Origin of the sequence: Mycobacterium sp. (genome assembly GCF_035314665.1) — a bacterium.
Lineage (GTDB): Bacteria > Actinomycetota > Actinomycetes > Mycobacteriales > Mycobacteriaceae > Mycobacterium.
The window spans coordinates 1-19,323 of the sequence record NZ_DATFZD010000172.1; the positions used below are offsets into that span (position 1 = coordinate 1).

The window sequence follows — 19,323 nt, forward strand, 5'->3', positions numbered from 1 at the left end:
GCGGTGGTGATTTCCCACGACCGCTGGTTCCTCGACCGGACGTGCACTCACATCCTGGCGTGGGAGGGCGACGACGACAACGAGGCCAAGTGGTTCTGGTTCGAAGGCAACTTCGGTGCCTACGAGGAGAACAAAGTCGAACGGCTCGGCGTCGAAGCCGCTCGTCCGCACAGGGTGACTCACCGAAGGCTGACGCGCGACTAGTGTCACCCCTACCAGCGCTGGTATGCGTGCTGAGGCAGGAGCAGTCGGCATGACGGGTCATCGCGGATCCACCAGCCTTCAGGGCGCTGTGGACTGGACGAAGTTCGCTCAGCCTCAGGACGTTCCCGACTGGATCTCCAAGGCATACGCAGACACCTATCAAGGCCCGCACGACGACGAGCCCGCCCACGACCGCGGGTCGGGCGATGGCCGCCCTGCTGCCGCGGCGGTGACGCCGGCACTGCTTGCCGCGCACTACCGCCTTGGTCTGCACCGGCCGACCGGAGAAAGCCGAGTCGCCGTCTATTCGCCCGACGATCCGGGTGGGTTTGGCCCCGCGCTGCAGGTGGTCACCGACAACGGTGCGATGCTGATGGATTCGGTCACGGTGCTGCTGCACCGGCTTGGTGTGGCGTATGCGGCGATCATGAATCCGGTGTTCCTCGTCCGCCGCAACGCGGACGGAGATCTGCAGAGCGTCGAGCCGAAGACCGCGGAGAGTTCAGCGGGCAGTGGTGTCGAAGAGACCTGGGTCCATGTGCAACTTTCGCCCTCGGTTGAGCCCGAAATGCTGCAGGAAGCCGAACGCCTGTTGCCCGGTGTGCTCGCCGATGTGCGTCGCGTCGCGGCGGACTCGGCGGCCATGTGGGACATCCTCCACGACCTGGCCAAAGATGTGGAAACCAACGCGGGCGGGCGCTATGCGGGGCCCGACAGCGGCGATGTGGCCACGCTGTTGCGCTGGCTGGCCGACGGGCATTTCACGCTGCTGGGCTATCAACGTTGTCCGGTGCACGACGGATGCGTGTCGGGCGATGAAGCGACCACCAGCCTTGGCGTGCTGCGCCGGCGCAAAGGTACGCGACCCCGGCTCACCGACGACACCGAACTGCTGGTATTCGCGCAGACAGACGTCCCCAGCTACCTGCGCTTCGGCGCTTACCCGTATGTCCTCGCGGTCCGCGAAAACGTCGACGGCAGCGTCTTCGAGCACCGCCTCATCGGTCTCTTCACGGTGGCCGCGATGAACGCCGATGTCCTGGAGATCCCGATAATCTCGCGCAGCGTCCGCGAGGCGCTCGGATTAGCCGATCTCGACGCTGGGCATCCGGGGCAGCTGCTGCTGGACGTTATCCAAACCGTGCCGCGCTCAGAGCTTTTCGCGCTCAGCGCCGAAGAGTTGTTGGCGCTGGCCAAGGCCGTGGTGGATCTCGGATCCGGGCGCCGTGCATTGCTGTTCTTGCGCGCTGACCGACTCAGGTACTTCGTCTCGTGTCTGGTTTACCTGCCCCGCGACCGTTACACGACGGCCGTGCGCGTGCAGATCGAAGACATCTTGGTCCGTGAGTTCGGTGGCACCAGCCTCGAGTTCACCGCTCGCGTCACCGAATCACCCTGGGCACTCCTGCATTTCATGGTTCGACTGCGTCCGGACGGCGCTAAGCAGATCGACACCTCAGAACCCAACCGAGTCCGCATCCAGGCGTTGCTGACCGAAGCCACCCGCACCTGGTCCGACCGGCTGACCGGCGACGCGGCAGGCGGAGCCGTCGGACCCGTCGAGGCCGAGCACTACGCGGCGGCGTTCTCCGAGGCCTACAAACAGGCCGTCACCCCGACCGAAGCGATCAACGACATCGCCATCGTCGAAGGGCTGACCGATAATTCGGTCAAGTTGGTGCTCTCCGACCACAACTACGACGACACCGCCCGGCTGACTTGGTATTTGGGCGGACGAACGGCCTCTTTGAGTCAGTTGCTGCCGATGCTGCAATCCATGGGTGTGGTGGTGCTCGAGGAGCGACCGTTCACCGTCACTCGGCCCGACGGATTACCGGTGTGGATCTATCAGTTCAAGATCACCCCACAACCGACGATTACGCTGGCATCGGCCGGTCCCGAGCGGGAAGCGGCCGCGAAACGTTTCGCCGACGCGGTCACCGCGATCTGGGAAGGCCGCGTCGAGATTGATCGGTTCAACGAGCTGGTGATGCGTGCTGACCTGACCTGGCAACAGGTCGTGGTCTTGCGTAGCTACGCGAAATATTTACGGCAGGCGTCTTTTCCGTACAGTCAGTCCCACATCGAATCGGTGTTGAACGAAAACCCAAATACCGCACGATCGTTGGTCAGGCTGTTTGAGGCGTTATTCGATCCGATCCCATCCGATTCGTCGAAGAACCGTGACGCTCAAGCTGCCGCTGCAGCAGTTGCCGCGGATATCGACGCGTTGGTGAGCCTGGACACCGATCGCGTCTTGCGGGCATTTGCCTCACTGATCCAGGCCACCATACGCACCAACTACTTTGTGACGCGCGAGGGTTCGGCTCGCAGTCAAAATGTACTGTCGGTGAAGTTGGATGCGCAGCTGGTTGAGGAGCTTCCGCTGCCGCGGCCTAAGTTCGAGATCTTCGTGTACTCGCCGCGGGTCGAAGGGGTGCATCTGCGATTCGGCTACGTGGCCCGCGGCGGCTTGCGTTGGTCTGACCGTCGCGAGGATTTCCGCACCGAAATCCTCGGTCTGGTCAAGGCTCAGGCGGTGAAGAACGCCGTCATCGTGCCGGTCGGCGCCAAGGGCGGCTTCGTCGTCAAACAGCCGCCACTGCCCACCGGCGACCCCGCTATTGATCGCGAGGCCACCCGAAACGAAGGCATCGCCTGCTACAAGTTGTTCATCTCTGGGCTGCTCGACATCACGGACAACGTCGATCACACCACCGGCAAGGTCGGCACGCCCGCGGAGGTGGTGCGCCGCGACGACGACGACGCCTATCTGGTGGTGGCCGCAGACAAAGGCACCGCAACGTTTTCCGACATCGCCAACGACGTCGCGAAGTCCTACGGGTTCTGGCTGGGCGACGCCTTCGCGTCCGGCGGATCGGTCGGCTATGACCACAAGGCGATGGGTATCACCGCCAAGGGCACCTGGGAAGCGGTCAAACGGCACTTCCGCGAGATGGGCGTCGACACTCAAACCGAGGACTTCACCGTGATCGGCATCGGCGATATGAGCGGTGACGTGTTCGGCAACGGCATGTTGCTGTCCAAGCACATTCGGCTGCTTGCCGCCTTCGACCACCGCCACATCTTCCTTGACCCCGATCCCGATCCGGCCGCCTCGTGGGAAGAGCGGCAGCGGATGTTCGATCTGCCCCGCTCCAGCTGGGACGACTACGGCAAGTCACTGATCAGCGAGGGCGGCGGGGTGTACAGCCGTGAACACAAAACGATTCCGATCAGCGATCAGGTTCGCGCAGCGCTGGGAATCCAGGACGACGTGACGGAGATGGCACCACCCAATCTGATCCGCGCGATCTTGCAGGCGCCGGTGGATCTGCTGTTCAACGGCGGAATCGGAACCTACATCAAGGCTGAGGCGGAGTCCGACGCCGACGTGGGCGACCGGGCCAACGACCCGGTGCGGGTCAACGCGAACGAGGTGCGCGCCAAGGTGATTGGCGAGGGCGGCAATCTCGGCGTGACGGCGCGTGGCCGGGTCGAGTTCGACCTGTCTGGCGGCCGGATCAATACCGATGCGATGGACAATTCCGCAGGCGTGGACTGCTCTGATCACGAGGTCAACATCAAGATCCTGATCGACTCATTGATCACCGCAGGCAAGGTCGACCCGGGCGAACGCACCCAACTGCTCGAGTCGATGACCGATGAGGTCGGCGAATTGGTGCTCGCCGACAACGCCGATCAGAACGACCTGATGGGCACCAGCCGCGCCAATGCGCCGAGCATGCTGCCCGTGCACGCCGACCAGATCAGATACCTGGTGACTGAGCGGGGGCTGAACCGCGAACTCGAGGCGCTGCCCTCGGATAAGGAGATAGCGCGGCGACTCGAGGCCGGCCTTGGGCTCACGTCACCGGAACTCGCGACGCTGATGGCGCACGTTAAGCTGACACTCAAAGACGAGCTGTTGAAAACCGATCTGCCGGATCAAGAAGTGTTCGCCCGCAGATTGCCGCAATACTTCCCGACGCCGCTGCGCGACCGCTTCGGTCCGGCGATCCGCTCGCACCAGCTCAGGCGGGAGATCATGACCACGATGCTGGTCAACGATCTGGTCGACACCGCCGGCATCAGCTACGACTACCGGATCGCGCAGGACGTCGGTGTCAGTCCGGTGGACGCGGTGCGCACCTATGCGGCGACCGACGCCATCTTCGGGGTGGAGCAGCTGTGGCACAGCATCCGCGCGGCCGATGTGCCGGTCGCGGTTTCTGATCGGATGACACTGGATACCCGTCGGCTGATCGACCGCGCCGGACGGTGGTTGCTCAACTACCGTCCGCAGCCGTTGGCGGTCGGCGCCGAAATCAACCGATTTGCAAAGAAAGTGGAAACGCTGACACCGCGGATGTCGGAGTGGCTGCGCGGTGACGACAAGGCGATCGTGGAAAAGGAAGCCGCTGAATTCGCCGTGCAGGGCGCATCCGAAGACCTCGGCTACATGGTGGCCGCCGGGCTGTACCGATTCAGTCTGCTCGACATCATCGATATCGCCGACATCGAGGACCACGACCCCGCCGAAGTCGCCGACACGTATTTCGCCCTGATGGACCGCCTGGGCACCGACGGCCTGCTGACCGCGGTGTCGGCGCTGCCGCGCAGCGACCGCTGGCACTCGTTGGCGCGCTTGGCCATTCGTGACGACATTTACGCCTCCCTGCGATCGTTGTGTTTCGACGTGCTCGCCGTCGGTGAACCGGATGAAAGTGGTGAAGAGAAGATCGCGGAGTGGGAGCACACCAGCGCCTCGCGGGTGGAACGCGCGCGGCGGACGCTGACCGAGATCTACGAGAGCGGCCAAAAGGATTTGGCCACGCTGTCGGTGGCGGCACGGCAGATTCGCCGTATGACGCGCACCAGCGGGCGGGGATCCTCCGGGTGAGCACCGGTTTCGTCGCGCCTGTCCCGGTCCGATGGTCGGACATCGACATGTACCAGCACGTCAACCACGCGACCATGGTGACGATTCTCGAAGAGGCCCGCGTCCCGTTTCTTTCGCATGCGTTCGGTGCCGACATCACCAGCGTCGGTCTGCTGATCGCCGACGTGCGGGTGACGTATAAAGGTCAGCTGCGGCTGGCGGATTCGCCACTACAAGTCACCATGTGGGTGAAGCGCTTGCGAGCGGTCGATTTCACGCTCGGCTACGAAGTGCGATCGGTCAACGCCGAACCGGAGTCGAAGCCCGCCGTGATCGCCGAGTCGCAACTGGCCGCATTCCACATCGACGAGCAGCGGCTGGTGCGCCTTTCGCCACATCATCGGGAATACCTGCAGCGGTGGCTCCGGTAGCCGAGCGGGGACTGTGGCTGGGCCCAGAATCTATGGCCGCCCAGCGCGCAGACCTGACCGCGTTCGTCGAGCGCGCGGCGAGACTCGACCCGGCCGCGGTGGTCAGGCTGCGCGCCCGTTCGGGTGGATTGGTCGCCGCTTGGGCGGCCACCGGCTTCGACGTGCTGGCCACCCGCGTGGTGGCCGGCACCCTGCGACCCGACGACTTATCCGTCGATGCAGACGAATTGGCGCGCGGACTGGCCGCGGCAGACAGCTCGGGCTACGTCAATCCCGGCTTCCCGATGGATTCCGCGTGGCGGGGCGGGTTGCCGCCGGATTCGGGGTTCACCCACCTCGATGACGTACCGGCACGCCTGATGCTGGACCTGGCGCAGCGCGGCGCCCAGCTGGCCAAAGAGCACGGCAGCGCCCAGGGGCCGCCGGTGTCACTGCTCGACCAGGAGGTCATCCGGGTCAGCTCGGCCGATGTCAGCGTGGGTGTGCCCATGCGGTGTGTATTCGCTTTGACTGCAATGGGTTTCTTGCCGCAGTCAGCCGAGGCTGTGGACGCCGACGAGATCGTGCGGGTCCGCACGCTGCCGGCCTGGTTGCGCATCGATGCGCGGTTCGGTTCGGTATACCGCCGTCGCGGCGACCCGGCGCTGGTGCTGCGCTGACCGGTGCGCCGCCAAAGGAATCAGCGCGAGGGTCACGGCGCGTATGAGGACGCGGGCTGCCGATGCGCTACCTACACCAGCCAGGCGGCGGCGTTTGGCGGCAACTTCCCGCCGACCAACGGCGCGCTGGTCAGAATCGGCTCGCCGTCCGGCAGTACAACGGGCCGCTTGCCGGTGTTCAGCGCGCAGCGCAGCCCGTGATCACCGCGTTCAAACACCAAGGCGCCGCGCGGTGCAGCCAGCCACTCGACTCGATTTCCGCTGAATTCCGCACGGCTACGCCGTAATTCGAGTGCCCGCAGGAAGAAGGACAACGTCGAGTCGGTGTCGCTGAGTTGCTTTTCGACCGCCAGAGCGGCCCATTCCGGCGGAATCGGCAGCCAGCTGTCGGGCGACGTGGAGAACCCGAACGGGGGAGTGTCGCCGCTCCAGGGAACCGGAATGCGGCAGCCGTCGCGGCCGCGCACGGTGTGTCCCGAGCGTTCCCACGTCGGATCCCGCAGCGCTTCGTCGGGCAATTCGACATTGGGCAGTCCCAGCTCCTGCCCGTTGTAGAGGAACACCGCGCCAGGCAAAGCGAGCGTCACCATCGCCATTGCCCGCGCCCGGTCCAGTCCAATGGCGCCCCCGCCGTAGCGGCTGGGTCCCCGTTCGACATCGTGATTTTCCAACGTCCATGTGGGCGTGGCGTTTTCAATCGCCGCAGCGGCCAGAGTGTTCTCGATCGCGTCATGGATGCCGGCGGTGCCGAATTCGGCGCGCACCATGCGGAAGTTGAAACCCAGGTGCAGCTCGTCGGCGCGCAAGTACTCCGCCCAGCTGGCGTTGTCGAAAACCCAGACCTCTCCGATGGTCACCGCCTCGGGATAGTCGTCCATCACCGTGCGGATGTTGCGGTGAATCGCGTGCACATTCGGGTGGTTGAACCGTGGATCACCGTCGCTGAGCATCCGTGGCCGCATCTCGACATCGGTGTCCGGCAGGCCCGGCGGCTTGGCCATCCCATGTGCGACGTCGATCCGAAAGCCGTCGACGCCGCGTTCCAGCCAGAATCGCAGCGTCTTCTCGAGATCGTCGAAGACCTCGGGGTTATCCCAATTGAGGTCTGGCTGTTCGACATCGAAGAGATGCAGGTACCACTGGCCCGGATTACCGTCCGGCTCGACGACCTGGGTCCAGGACGGCCCGCCGAACACGGACTGCCAGTTATTCGGCGGCTCCACCCCACCGGGTCCACGACCGTCGCGGAAGATGTAGCGATCGCGTGCGGTGCTGCCCGGTTCTGCGGCCAGTGCCTCCTGAAACCAAGCATGCTGCGAGCTGGTGTGGTTGGGCACCAAATCCATGGTGATCTTGATGCCGCGCTCATGAGCTGCCGCGATCAGTCGCTCGAAGGCAGCCAGGCCACCGAACAAAGGGTCGATGCCGCGCGGGTCGGCCACGTCATAGCCATGGTCGGCCATCGGCGACACCATGATCGGGCTGAGCCACAGTGCGTCGACGCCCAGTTGGTCCAGATAGTCCAAACGGGACGCCACTCCGTCGAGGTCACCGACACCGTCACCGTCGCTGTCGGCAAATGACCGCGGATACACCTGATAGAACACCGCGCGCGCCCACCACGGTTCGCGTTGTGAGGTGCTCATCAGAACGGGGAATTCACCAGAGAGTGCGCGGCCATCTCTAAGTACTCGAGCAACTCCTTACGATGCGCGTCGTCGAGAGTGTCCGAGTCGATCGACGCGACCGCGGTGTGCATGCACCGGAGCCAGGCGTCGCGCTCGAACGGGCCGATTTGAAACGGAGCGTGCCGCATCCGCAACCGGGGATGGCCACGCTGCTCGGAGTAGGTTCGCGGCCCACCCCAGTACTGCTCGAGAAACATCCGCAGCCGTTCCTCGGCGCCCGCCAGGTCGTCTTCGGGGTAGACCCGGCGCAGAATTTCGTCCTCGGCGACCAGCTCGTAAAACCGCGACACGATCGCATGGAAGGTCTCCGCGCCACCGACCGCGTCGTAAAAAGATTGCTCTACGTGTCCCATCGCCACCCATTGTGGGGCATCGGGCGCGACCGACGGGCGCATGTCACCCTTAGTCGCGAAACCTGCCACCGGGTGTTCATCGGATTGACCAGCCAACACCGGCCAATTTGGCGTGCGATCGCTGGCGAATCGTGGTGGACTGTTCGGCGGAGGATGTATGGCGCAGCGCAAAGGACGCCGCCACCGCAGTTCAGGTGCCGCGGCAGGCTTAACCGGGCCCGCGACCGCCGCATGTCTGCACAGTGTTTCCAGCGTTTCCAGCGTCGACTCCCATGCGCCCGTCTCGCATGACACCGGATCGATCTGGAATCGCCGGCGGGTCCTGCTGCTGAACTCCACCTACGAGCCGCTGACCGCCTTGCCCGTCCGGCGCGCGATCATCATGCTGATCTGCGGCAAAGCCGACGTCGTCCACGACGATCCCACCGGACCCGTCATTCATTCGGCGACCAGGTCGATCGCGTTGCCGTCGGTGATCCGGTTGCGGACTTACGTTCGGGTGCCCTACCGGGCCCGCGTCCCGATGACCCGGGCGGCACTGATGCATCGTGACCGCTTCTGTTGCGCGTACTGCGGCGCCAAGGCCGACACCGTCGACCACGTGGTGCCCCGCAGCCGCGGTGGCGATCACTCCTGGGAGAACTGCGTGGCGTGCTGCTCGACCTGCAACCACCGAAAAGGCGACAAATTGCTCGCCGAGCTCGGCTGGTCGCTGCGGTCGGCGCCGACCCCGCCGAAGGGCCAGCACTGGCGGCTACTGTCGACGGTCAAAGAACTCGACCCGGCGTGGGCGCGATACCTCGGTGAAGGCGCGGCTTAGCCCGGTGACGATGCGGGCGGCGTAGCGGCCCGCTGAGAAGGCGGGCAATCAAGGTGTCGCCCGGTGCACTGGCCGCGGGTGGGATACGGTTTGCGTCGTGAGCATGATGGAAATCCACCTTTACTTCGTGGGAATCCCGTTGTTGTTGGTGATCGTGCTGGTGGCGATGATCTGGTCGCGCAAGGGACCGCACCCGGCGACCTACAAGATGTCCGACCCGTGGACACACGCCCCGATCCTGTGGGCCGCCACCGACGAGGTTTTCGGTCACGGCGCGCATTCGGGCCACAGCACTTCGGAAATCAGCGTGGGAGGTGGCGCCAGTGGCAAGTGGTGATATCGCAACCCTAAGGCCCGCCGAGCTGCCGATCGGCTCGGTGATCACTACCAGCGGGCGGATCTCCGGGGTCACCGAGCCCGGAGAATTGTCGGTGCACTACCCGTTTCCGATCGACGACCTGGTCACCCTTGACGACGCGCTGACCTACGGGTCGCGGGCCGCGGGCGCACGGTTCGCGGTGTACATCGGCGACCTGGGCAGCGACACCGCGGCGCGGGCCCGTGAGATCCTGGCCAAGGTGCCGACGCCGAACAACGCGGTGCTGATCGCCGTCTCACCCGACCAGCACGCGATCGAGGTGGCCTACGGCTCGGAGGTCCGCGGCCGGGGTGTCGAGTCGTCCGCGCCACTTGGCGTCGCCGCCGCGGCGTCGGCGTTTAAGGACGGCCAGCTGATCGACGGCCTGGTCAGCGCGGTTCGGGTGACCAGCGCCGGCATCTCGCCGGCCTGACGCGGTTCCGCCTCGTCAGGCCGTCCCGCCGGTGTCGAACCGACGGGCCCGCAGCGACCGCTCGATACCGGCGCGGCCCTCGAGTACCAGCCGGCGCAGCGCCGGAGGCAGCTCGGGGTCGGCAAGAAACCGGTCGGCGGCGGCGATTCCGTCGTCGCTGATATCCCACGACGGGTACAGGCCGATCACCACTGTCTGCGCGACTTCACTCGAGCGGCGTTGCCACACGCCGGTTATCGCCGCGAAATAGCGCTCGGTGAACGGCTTCAGCAGCTCGGCCTGCCCGGGCTCGTAGAGGCCGCCGATGATCGAACGAGCAGTGATGTTAGGCAGCGTGTCGTCCTCGATGACCTGGCTCCACGCCTTCTCCTTGACGGCCAACTGCGGCCGCGCCGCCGCGGCTTGGGCGCCCTGTCGCTTGCCCGCAGCTGTCGGGTCGCGCTGAACCTCGGCATCAATGAACGGTGTCTCCAGGCCGTCGGCGTCGACATCGCCCGCAGCTGCCAATGCCGTGACGATGCGCCAACGCAGATCCGTGTCGATCGACAGGCCGGCCAGTCCCAGGTCGGCGGGGTCGTGATCGAGCAGGTCGGCCAGCACCACGACATGGCGGGTCGACAGCGCCGACGTGCACAGCGCGTTGACGAAGGCCAGCTGATGGTCGGAGCCCGCCTGTGCGCCGCGGGCCAACTCCAGCAACCGGTCGGCGAACGCCGGCCAGCCGTCTGACTGGGCCCAATCCGGGTCGGCATACGAACCTAGTGCCGTCTGCGCCTGCAACAGCAGCCGCTGTGCCACCCCGACTTCGGTCTCGGCATGAACGCCGCCCGAGACGAGTGCCACGAAGTCGCGAGCACGCAGCTCGGCGTCGCGGGTCATCTCCCAGGCCGCCGACCACACCAGCGTGCGGGGCAGCGGTTCGGCGACGTCGGCAATGCGTTCCAGCGCGGTCTGCAGAGATTCAGGGTCCAGCCGAAGCGAGCAATAGGTCAGATCGTCGTCGTTCACCAATATCAATCGGCCTCGCGAAACACCAGCCAGTGCAGGCACTTCCGTGCTTTCGCCGCTGACGTCGAGTTCCTCGCGCTGGATCCGCACCAGCTTGCCGCTACCGTCGTCGTCGTAAATACCTACCGCGAGCCTGTGCACGCGTGTCTCGCCCGCGCCGGGTTCGGCGCCGCTCTGTGTCACGGCGAATCGGGTGAAGCGCCCGTCGGCGTCGACGTCAAAATCCGCCCGTAAGGTGTTCAGGCCGGTCGTCTTCAGCCATTGCCGACCCCAATCGGAAAGGTGACGGCCGGAGGCCTTTTCGAGCGCGGTCAGCAGATCGTCGAAGGTGGCGTTGTCGAACGCGTGAGCACGGAAGTAGTCGCGCAGTCCGGCCAGGAAGTGCTCCAGGCCGACATAGGCCACCAGTTGTTTGAGCACGCTGGCGCCTTTGGCGTAGGTGATGCCGTCGAAGTTGACCTCGACCGCGGCCAGGTCCGGGATATCGGCGGCCACCGGATGCGTCGACGGCAGTTGGTCTTGGCGGTAGGCCCACGACTTTTCGGTGTTGGCGAACGTCGTCCACGCGTGGGTGAATTCGGTTGCCTCGCTTAGGCAGAGCACGGAGGCGAAGGTGGCGAACGACTCGTTAAGCCACAGGTCGTCCCACCACCGCATGGTGACCAGGTCGCCAAACCACATGTGAGCCATCTCGTGCAGCACGGTTTCGGCGCGACGCTCATAGGACGCGCGGGTGACCTTGCTGCGGAACACGTAATCTTCCAGGAACGTCACCGCGCCGGCGTTCTCCATCGCGCCGGCGTTGAACTCCGGGACGAACAGCTGGTCGTACTTGCCGAAGGCGTAGGGAACGCCAAAGTTCTTGTGGTAGTAGCCGAATCCCTGCTTGGTCTGGGTGAACAGCCGCTCGGCGTCCATGAACTCCGCGAGGGTGGCTCGGCAGAAAATGCCCAGCCGAATCTCGCCGTGCTCGTCGCTGTAGGTGTCGCGCCAGAGCGCATACGGGCCGGCGATCAGCGCCACCAGGTACGTGCTCATCCGCGGCGTGGTGGCGAACGTGTGCACGCCGCCCTCGACGGTTGCCACGGCACTGTTGGAGACGACCTGCCAGTGCTGTGGTGCGGTCACCGTCAGGTGGAACACCGCTTTGAGGTCGGGTTGATCGAAGCAGGCGAACATCCGTTTGGCGTCGGCGGTTTCGAACTGCGAGTACAAATATACCTCGCTGTCGACCGGGTCGACGAATCGGTGCAGACCCTCGCCGGTGTTGGAGTAGCGGCAATCGGCGTCGACCACCACGACGTTGCGCTCGGCCACACCGGTCAGCGCAATACCGATCGACTCGTCGTAACCGGACACGTCGAGCTCGCGGCCGTTGAGGGTGGCGCGGTGAATCTTGTCGGCGGCGATGTCGATGACGGTGTCGGCGCCCGGGAGCGCAGCGAACTCCACGGTGGTGATCGACCGGAAGATCCGGTCGCCCGGTCCGCCGTTGCCGTCGGTGAGATCCAGGTCGATCCGGTAGCTGTCGACGGTGATCAGCGCGGCGCGTTCGGCGGCTTGGTCACGGGTGAGGTTCGGTAATGCCACGTGTCCAACTTAGGCCGTGTTGACCGCACAGGTTGCCGGAGGGGAATTGGACGGCCACGGCTAGGGTTGTGCTTGGCGGCTAGCCTACCGTCGACGAGAGGATCCCGATGTCTAAGAAGTCCGTTGCCGATTTTTGGTTCGATCCGCTGTGCCCGTGGGCCTGGATCAGCTCGCGTTGGATCCTGGAAGTGGAAAAGGTCCGCGACATAGAGGTGAATTTCCGGGTGATGAGCCTGGCGGTGCTCAACGAGAACCGCGAGGGTCTTCCCGACGAATACCGCGAACGGTTGGCGAAGGCGTTCGGCCCGGTGCGGGTGGCGATCGCCGCCGAGCAAGCCCACGGCGCCGAGGTGCTCGCGCCGCTGTACACCGCGATGGGCACCCGCATTCACAACCAGGACAACAAAGACCTCGACGACGTCATCAAGCAGTCTCTCGCCGAGGTGGGTTTGCCGCCCGAACTGGCCGATGCCGCCAACACTGACGCCTACGACGACGCCCTGCGCAAGAGCCACCACGCCGGGATGGATGCCGTCGGCGACGACGTCGGCACACCGACCATCCACGTCAACGGGGTGGCGTTCTTCGGGCCCGTGCTATCCAAGATTCCGCGCGGCGAGGAGGCCGGCAAGCTGTGGGACGCTTCGGTGACTTTCGCGTCCTACCCGCACTTCTGGGAGCTCAAGCGGAGCCGTACCGAGAAGCCTGAATTCGACTGATCGCATTGCGCCGTTCAGTTCGGCCAGGTAAGGATTGCGGGTATGCGCGTCTACCTCGGCTCTGACCATGCCGGATTCGAGCTCAAGCAGCAGGTCATCGACCACCTGAAGAAAACCGGGCACGAGCCCATCGACTGCGGTGCGTTTAGCTACGACCCCGAGGACGATTACCCGGCGTTTTGCATCGACGCGGCCACCCGCACAGTGGCCGCCCCGGACAGCCTGGGCATCGTGCTCGGCGGGTCGGGCAACGGTGAGCAGATCGCCGCGAACAAGGTGCCGGGGGCACGCTGCGCGCTGGCCTGGAGCGTCGAGACGGCGACGTTGGCCCGCCAGCACAACAACGCCCAGCTGATCGGAATCGGCGGCCGCATGCACACCGTCGAGGAGGCGTTGTCCTTCGTCGATGCCTTCCTGACCACGCCATGGTCGAAAGCTGAACGCCACCAACGGCGTATCGACATTCTCGACGAGTACGAGCGCACCCACCAGGCACCACCGGTGCCCGGCGCCCCCCAGGCCTGAGCGGCGCGCGTGCCCGAAGGGCATACCCTGCATCGATTGGCCCGGCTGCACCAGCGCCGATATGCCGGTGCGGCAGTCGCGGTCTCGAGCCCGCAGGGTCGGTTCACTGCGGCGGCATCAGCTGTCGACGGTCGGGTACTGCGCCGCGCCAGCGCGTGGGGTAAGCATCTGTTCCACCACTACGTCGGCGGCTCGACGGTGCACGTGCACCTCGGGCTGTACGGAACGTTCACCGAATGGCCACGGCCGCCCGATGTTGCGATGCCGCCTCCGGTCGGTCAGGTGCGGATGCGGATGGTCGGCGCCGAATACGGCACCGATTTGCGCGGCCCCACCGTGTGCGAGCTGATCGACGACGCGCAAGTCGCCGATGTGGTGGCCCGGCTCGGGCCCGACCCGCTTCGCCGTGACGCCGACCCGGCGTGGCCGTGGACGCGGATCACCAAGTCGCGCAGGCCAATCGGAGCGCTGTTGATGGATCAAACGGTCATCGCGGGCGTCGGCAACGTCTACCGGAATGAGCTGCTGTTCCGCCATGGCGTCGACCCGTATCGAGCCGGCCGGGCGATCGGAGAAGCCGAGTTCGACGCCGCATGGACCGACTTGGTGGACTTGATGAAAATCGGGTTGCGGCGCGGCAAGATCATCGTGGTACGCCCCGAACACGACCACGGTGCACCGTCTTACGGCCCTGGTCGGCCGCGGACTTATGTGTACCGGCGCGCCGGGGAGCCGTGCCGGGTGTGCGGGACCACGATCCGCACTGCCGAGCTGGAAGGCCGAAACGTCTTTTGGTGCCAAACCTGCCAGAAGTAGAACGACTTGCTGCAGCAGGTCGGGGTAAACAGCACCTGCTCTGCCTGCAATCGCTCATCTGAGCGCAAGGGTCTGCTGGGCGAGCGCAAAGGTTGTCCCAGTATCTATAGCGCCATGAACAAGTTCGCAAGCAGTGTTGCCGCGGCAGCGGTGATGGCCGCCGGTTTGGGGTGGGCCGGTTTGGCCGCCGCGACCGAGGCCGATGCGCAACCCGGGCCCCCCATACCTTGGTGCCCGGGCCAATTGTGGGACCCGTCATGGGGCACCAACTGGGACTGGAACGCATGCCACGGCAGCTGGCAAGCGCCCCCCAACATCGTCAACGGACCTACCTACGTCAACCCTCCACCGAGAGTCGTCGTACCTCCATCTCCACCGAGAGTCGGCAATCCCGGCGGACCTGGGGGCCCGGGACCCGGAGGTCCGGGCGGGTCGGGACCGGGTGGCCCCGGCCAACCCGGCGGACCGGGCGGCCCTGGCCAACCGGGCGGGCCTGGTGGACCGGGCGGCCCTGGGGGTCACGAACCGGGCGGACCTGGGGGGCACGAACCGGGCGGCCCTGGGGGTCATGGCGGACACGGGCCCGGCGGACCGGGCGGCCCCGGCGAACCGGGTGGACCTGGAGGACCGGGTGGACCTGGCGAACCGGGTGGACCTGGAGGATCGGGGGAGCCCGGTGGACCTGGTGGACACGAACCGGGCGGTTCGGGGCCCGAGGGACAGGGTCCGGGTGGCCCGGGATCTGGGCCAGAACCGGGCGCACCTGAGCCGAACGGCTCCGAGCCCGGCGCACCGGCGCCGAGCGGTGCTGAGCCGGGCGCACCCGCACCGGATGCGGGCGGACCTGCGCCGGATGCGGGCGGACCCGCACCGGATTCAGGACCATCTGCCGGCGCCGACACATCCGGCGGTGGCGACTCATCTGCCGGCGCGGACTCGTCTGGCGGAGGCGATTCATCCGGTGGCGGCGACTCCGGTGGCGGCGGCTCATCCGGGGGAGGCGATAGCTGATTCCGAAGGCACGAAGCCGCTGGACTGCGAATTTATCTCGCAATCAAGCGGTTTCGGGCGTTGTGTCCGACTCTGCATCTAAAACAATGCACCGCCAATGAGAACAGAAGGGCCGCATGAAAAACGTCGCACGGTTTGCCGCAGCAACTGCGGTGATGGCCGCGGGTCTGACATCAGCCGGCCTCGGCGCCGCAACAGACGCGCAAGCGCAGGCAGGCCCGTTCCCGCGGTGGTGCCCAGGTGACTTCTGGGACCCGGGTTGGCGACCCAACTGGGATTGGGCAGGCTGCCACGACAACTGGCAGGGGCCTGGGCCCAATCCCCATCCCGATCCGTATTGGGGACCGGGATGGGGTCCCGGGGCACCGCCTCCGGGCGGACCGGGATAGCACCCACTAGGACCGGCGGACTCGGGCGGTCGCGGGCAAGCCGCGACCGTCACTTTTTGCGCGGTCACGGTTCAGCGTCAGATCGAAGATGCTTGGGCGTCAGCGAGTTTCGAGGCACACCTTCATGGGCAGGCTGCCCGGGTCAAGCAAACCCAACGCCCGGCGGACACGACGGATCGAAAAACGTTGGGGCGCGGACCGTTTAGGACGCGGCGCTCCGGGGTTAACCGGATAATCGGGCGCGGATGTAGCGCCACGCGGGGCGGCCGGAGCCGTCGGCTCAGGCCTTCTTGACCCCGAGCGCCGCATAGATCTGATCACTGAGCGCCACGCTGCGTGGGTCCGCGTTGGCCTTGGTGGCGTCATAGCGATTCATCACGTACGCGTAGCCGATCCGGTGCTCGAGGTCGACGAAACCGAACGAGCCGCCCAGGCCACCGTGGCCGAAGATCCACGGGTTGGGGCCGTTGACGCAGCGTTGGTTCAGCATGTAGCCCAGACCCCATCCGTGGTCGGCAACGCGTGGGCCAAGGACCAGATCTGTCTCGAAGCCACCCTGCGACACCCGAACCAGATCCATGTGCCTGCGGCTGAGCAGCTGCTCTTGGGCGAGCGCGTTGTAGAAGGTTGCCAGGCCCAGCGCCGAGACCTGCCCGTTGGTGCCCGGGAATTCGACTTCGCGCCACAACTCGAGATCGTTGGAGCCGACTTCGTCGTCCGGCGCGAATCCCATCGACACGGCCAGGCCGGCCTTGGGGTGTTCGGCCAGCGAGGTGGGGTAGCCCGGCGCGTTGACGTCGGCGAGCATCTTGCGGATGTGCGGCTTTTCCACCAGATCGGCGCAGCGGCGTTGCTCGGCGCGCGACAAGCCGATGTGGATCTCGGCGCCGAGCGGCTCGGCGATCTCGGTGCGCAGGTAGTGACCGACCGTGTTACCGGTTACGCGGCGGAACACCTCGCCGAGGATGAAGCCGTACGTCGTCATGTGGTAGCCCTGCGCGGTTCCGGGCTCCCACCACGGTTCGGCGGCTGCCAACCGTTCGCACACCAAATCCCAGTCGGTGACCTGCTGCCAGGGCATTCGCTTGCGCGGCCCGATCGCTCCCGACCGATGACTCATCACCATCTTGATGGTGATGGCCTCCTTGCCGGCCTGCCCGAACTCGGGCCAATAGCGGGATACCGGCGCGTCCAGATCGAGCTCACCGCGCTCGACGAGCTGATGTACGCAGGTGCTGGTCAGGCCCTTAGTTCCGGACAGCACGGTGGCCACGGTGTCCACCTGCCACGGTCGGGTACCAGCAGCATCGGCAGAACCGGCCCACAGGTTGACGACCAACTCGCCATCCACCCAGGCTGCTACCGCTGCACCAACCTCTTTGCCCTGCACAAAGTTCTGCTCGAACGCGCCGTGGACCTTCTCGAAGCGCGATGCGCACGAGCCGTGGATGTTAACTTCGGCCGTGGTGCCAGTGTGCTGAATCGTCGGCCTCCTCAGCCTCGCCGGGCTCAATAAGCCTCGGCTGTTCGGCCTTCACAGCTTAGTCGGCCGGTGCCTCGAGCGCCTGACTCGAGCGGGCGACGGGAATCGAACCCGCGTAGCTAGTTTGGAAGACTAGGGCTCTACCATTGAGCTACGCCCGCGTGTATTAGTCGAGCGCGACAATACGTCGCGCCAGACATCAAATCCAAATGATGCCATCCCGTGTCTTCGTTGTGAGGCCGCTACGGGGACGGCGGGGCTTGGCCGTAGGATCGTCGAGGTCACCGCGGGGTGTAGCGCAGCTTGGTAGCGCATCCGCTTTGGGAGCGGAAGGCCGCAGGTTCAAATCCTGTCACCCCGACCGGCACGCCACGGCCAACGGGCTCGCCCATTGGAAGACCAGCAGAAGATCCGCCAGTACAACCGAGGAGCAAACCCGTGAAGAGCACGGTCGAGCAGTTGAGCCCCACCCGGGTTCGCATCAACGTGGAGGTGCCTTTCACCGAGCTGCAACCCGACTTCGACCGGGCCTACAAAGAGCTGGCCAAGCAGGTGCGACTGCCGGGATTCCGTCCCGGCAAGGCGCCCGCAAAGCTCCTGGAGGCGCGCGTCGGCCGGCAGGCGATCCTCGACCAGGTCATCAACGAGGCGCTGCCCAGCCGCTACGGGCAAGCCGTCACCGAAACCGATGTGCGTCCGCTGGGCCAGCCCGACATCCAGGTCACCAAGAAGGAATATGGCCAGGAGGTCGTTTTCACCGCCGAGGTGGACGTCCGACCTGAGTTCACGCTGCCCGACCTGAGCGCGCTGAAAATCACGGTGGACCCGATCCAAGTCAGCGACGAGGACGTCGACGCCGAACTGCAGTCCCTGCGTGCCCGGTTCGGCACCCTGACCGGAGTCGAACGGCCGGCCGCGTCCGGTGACTTCGTCTCGATCGACCTGTCGGCCAACATCGACGGCCAAGACCTACCCGAGGCGTCGACCAAGGGACTCTCACACGAGGTCGGCTCTGGGCAGCTCGTCGAGGGTCTCGACGACGCGATCGTCGGCCTGTCCGCCGGGGAAAGCAAAACCTTCACCACCACGATGGCGGGCGGCCCGCAGGCCGGAAAAGAGGCTGAGGTCACCGTGACCGTAGGCTCGGTCAAGGAACGCGAGCTGCCCGAACCCGATGACGAATTCGCGCAGCTGGCAAGCGAATTCGACACCATCGACGAATTGCGGGCCAATCTGGCCGATCAGGTGAGCCGGGTCAAGCGGCTCCAGCAGGCCGAGGAGATCCGCACCGCCACGCTGGATGCCTTGCTCGAGCAGGTTGACATGCCGCTGCCGGAAGCGATCGTGCAGACCCAGGTGGACAACACCCTGCACAACGCGCTGCATGGCCTCGACCACGACGAAGGTAAGTTCGCCGAAGCGTTGGAAAGGCAAGGCAAGTCGCGAGAAGAGTTCGATGCCGACACCCGCTCGAACGCCGAGAAAGCCATCAAGACCCAGTTGTTGCTCGACGCTCTAGCCGACGACCTCGACATCCAGGTGAGTCAGCAGGACATCACCGAACGGCTGGTGCTGACGTCGCAGCAGTACGGCATTGAACCCCAACAGTTGCTCGGGTACATGCAGCAGAACAATCAGCTGCCGGCGATGTTCGCCGACGTGCGCCGCGGGCTGACCATCGCTGAGGTCGTCGAGGCGGCCACGGTCACCGACACCGACGGCAACACCGTCGACACCGAGGAGTTCTTCGGCAAGCGCTCCGAATCGGAGGCCGGGGAAGATGAGGAGACTACGGGGGTCGACGACGCCGGCGAGGACGTCGAAGCCGCCGGCGCCGGAGACGAAGCCGCTTCGTCCGAAGAACCGTCGGGCGACACGAAGTGACGCTGTGAGCGAACGCGGAGATTTCGGGGAGTGCGCGACGGCCCCGGTTGGTTAGTGTCGATGAATATGG

At 65.6% G+C, this 19,323-nt stretch carries 16 protein-coding genes, 2 tRNA genes and 1 pseudogene; 14 read left to right on the forward strand and 5 right to left on the reverse strand.

Annotated features, from left to right (window positions below):
* From VKI00_RS13725 to VKI00_RS13740, 4 genes and pseudogenes are all read left to right on the forward strand, one after another.
* Positions 1-204, forward strand: a pseudogene (locus VKI00_RS13725) (energy-dependent translational throttle protein EttA); the annotation flags it as partial.
* Between the two features lie 49 nt (positions 205-253).
* Entirely contained in the window at positions 254-5,107 is a 4,854-nt protein-coding gene (locus VKI00_RS13730) for an NAD-glutamate dehydrogenase (protein ID WP_324438187.1), read from the forward strand.
* Complete coding sequence (locus VKI00_RS13735; RefSeq protein WP_324438189.1) at positions 5,104-5,517, forward strand: thioesterase family protein; 414 nt, start codon at positions 5,104-5,106, stop codon at positions 5,515-5,517. Before VKI00_RS13730 ends, VKI00_RS13735 begins: the two co-directional genes overlap by 4 nt.
* Positions 5,518-5,549: 32 nt before the next feature.
* Positions 5,550-6,176 carry a hypothetical protein gene (locus VKI00_RS13740; RefSeq protein ID WP_324438227.1) on the forward strand — a complete coding sequence of 209 codons (627 nt, stop codon included), beginning with the start codon at positions 5,550-5,552 and terminating at the stop codon, positions 6,174-6,176.
* A 71-nt stretch (positions 6,177-6,247) separates the two neighbouring features.
* On the opposite strand, the gene VKI00_RS13745 is transcribed toward VKI00_RS13740, so the two are convergent.
* Positions 6,248-7,822, reverse strand: coding sequence for an alpha-amylase family glycosyl hydrolase (locus tag VKI00_RS13745; protein ID WP_324438191.1), 1,575 nt, complete (start codon positions 7,820-7,822; stop codon positions 6,248-6,250).
* Entirely contained in the window at positions 7,822-8,217 is a 396-nt protein-coding gene (locus VKI00_RS13750) for a globin (RefSeq protein ID WP_324438193.1), read from the reverse strand. Before VKI00_RS13750 ends, VKI00_RS13745 begins: the two co-directional genes overlap by 1 nt.
* A gap of 157 nt (positions 8,218-8,374) precedes the next feature.
* Here VKI00_RS13750 and VKI00_RS13755 point away from each other — a divergent pair, with 157 nt between their 5' ends.
* The 3 genes from VKI00_RS13755 (at position 8,375) to VKI00_RS13765 (ending at position 9,828) form a co-directional block, all read left to right on the forward strand.
* On the forward strand, positions 8,375-9,037 hold the full coding sequence (locus VKI00_RS13755) for an HNH endonuclease (protein ID WP_324438195.1): 663 nt from the start codon (positions 8,375-8,377) through the stop codon (positions 9,035-9,037).
* A 106-nt stretch (positions 9,038-9,143) separates the two neighbouring features.
* Complete coding sequence (locus tag VKI00_RS13760; protein WP_324438228.1) at positions 9,144-9,374, forward strand: hypothetical protein; 231 nt, start codon at positions 9,144-9,146, stop codon at positions 9,372-9,374.
* Complete coding sequence (locus tag VKI00_RS13765; protein ID WP_324438197.1) at positions 9,361-9,828, forward strand: DUF5130 domain-containing protein; 468 nt, start codon at positions 9,361-9,363, stop codon at positions 9,826-9,828. The genes VKI00_RS13760 and VKI00_RS13765 overlap by 14 nt, the downstream gene beginning before the upstream one ends.
* 15 nt (positions 9,829-9,843) lie before the next feature.
* On the opposite strand, the gene pepN is transcribed toward VKI00_RS13765, so the two are convergent.
* Entirely contained in the window at positions 9,844-12,426 is a 2,583-nt protein-coding gene (pepN, locus tag VKI00_RS13770) for an aminopeptidase N (RefSeq protein WP_324438199.1), read from the reverse strand.
* A gap of 107 nt (positions 12,427-12,533) precedes the next feature.
* On the opposite strand from pepN, the gene VKI00_RS13775 reads away from it, so the two are divergent.
* From VKI00_RS13775 to VKI00_RS13795, 5 genes are all read left to right on the forward strand, one after another.
* On the forward strand, positions 12,534-13,145 hold the full coding sequence (locus VKI00_RS13775; protein WP_324438201.1) for a DsbA family protein: 612 nt from the start codon (positions 12,534-12,536) through the stop codon (positions 13,143-13,145).
* 42 nt (positions 13,146-13,187) lie between these two features.
* Positions 13,188-13,670: a ribose-5-phosphate isomerase gene (locus VKI00_RS13780; protein WP_324438203.1), complete on the forward strand. Its 483-nt coding sequence runs from the start codon at positions 13,188-13,190 to the stop codon at positions 13,668-13,670.
* Positions 13,671-13,679: 9 nt separating this feature from the next.
* On the forward strand, positions 13,680-14,486 hold the full coding sequence (locus tag VKI00_RS13785; RefSeq protein ID WP_324438205.1) for an Fpg/Nei family DNA glycosylase: 807 nt from the start codon (positions 13,680-13,682) through the stop codon (positions 14,484-14,486).
* A 568-nt stretch (positions 14,487-15,054) separates the two neighbouring features.
* Positions 15,055-15,579 carry a hypothetical protein gene (locus VKI00_RS13790; protein ID WP_324438207.1) on the forward strand — a complete coding sequence of 175 codons (525 nt, stop codon included), beginning with the start codon at positions 15,055-15,057 and terminating at the stop codon, positions 15,577-15,579.
* A gap of 34 nt (positions 15,580-15,613) precedes the next feature.
* Positions 15,614-15,886 (forward strand): hypothetical protein, encoded by a 273-nt coding sequence (locus VKI00_RS13795; RefSeq protein ID WP_324438209.1) that lies wholly within the window; start codon positions 15,614-15,616, stop codon positions 15,884-15,886.
* Between the two features lie 280 nt (positions 15,887-16,166).
* On the opposite strand, the gene VKI00_RS13800 is transcribed toward VKI00_RS13795, so the two are convergent.
* Both VKI00_RS13800 and VKI00_RS13805 read right to left on the reverse strand, forming a co-directional pair.
* Positions 16,167-17,369 (reverse strand): serine hydrolase domain-containing protein, encoded by a 1,203-nt coding sequence (locus VKI00_RS13800; protein WP_324438230.1) that lies wholly within the window; start codon positions 17,367-17,369, stop codon positions 16,167-16,169.
* A 90-nt stretch (positions 17,370-17,459) separates the two neighbouring features.
* Positions 17,460-17,530 (reverse strand) — tRNA-Gly (locus tag VKI00_RS13805).
* A 126-nt stretch (positions 17,531-17,656) separates the two neighbouring features.
* On the opposite strand from VKI00_RS13805, the gene VKI00_RS13810 reads away from it, so the two are divergent.
* Both VKI00_RS13810 and tig read left to right on the forward strand, forming a co-directional pair.
* Positions 17,657-17,730: transfer RNA gene (locus VKI00_RS13810), tRNA-Pro, on the forward strand.
* 77 nt (positions 17,731-17,807) lie between these two features.
* Entirely contained in the window at positions 17,808-19,253 is a 1,446-nt protein-coding gene (tig, locus tag VKI00_RS13815) for a trigger factor (RefSeq protein WP_324438211.1), read from the forward strand.
* The last annotated feature ends 70 nt before the right edge of the window (positions 19,254-19,323 follow it).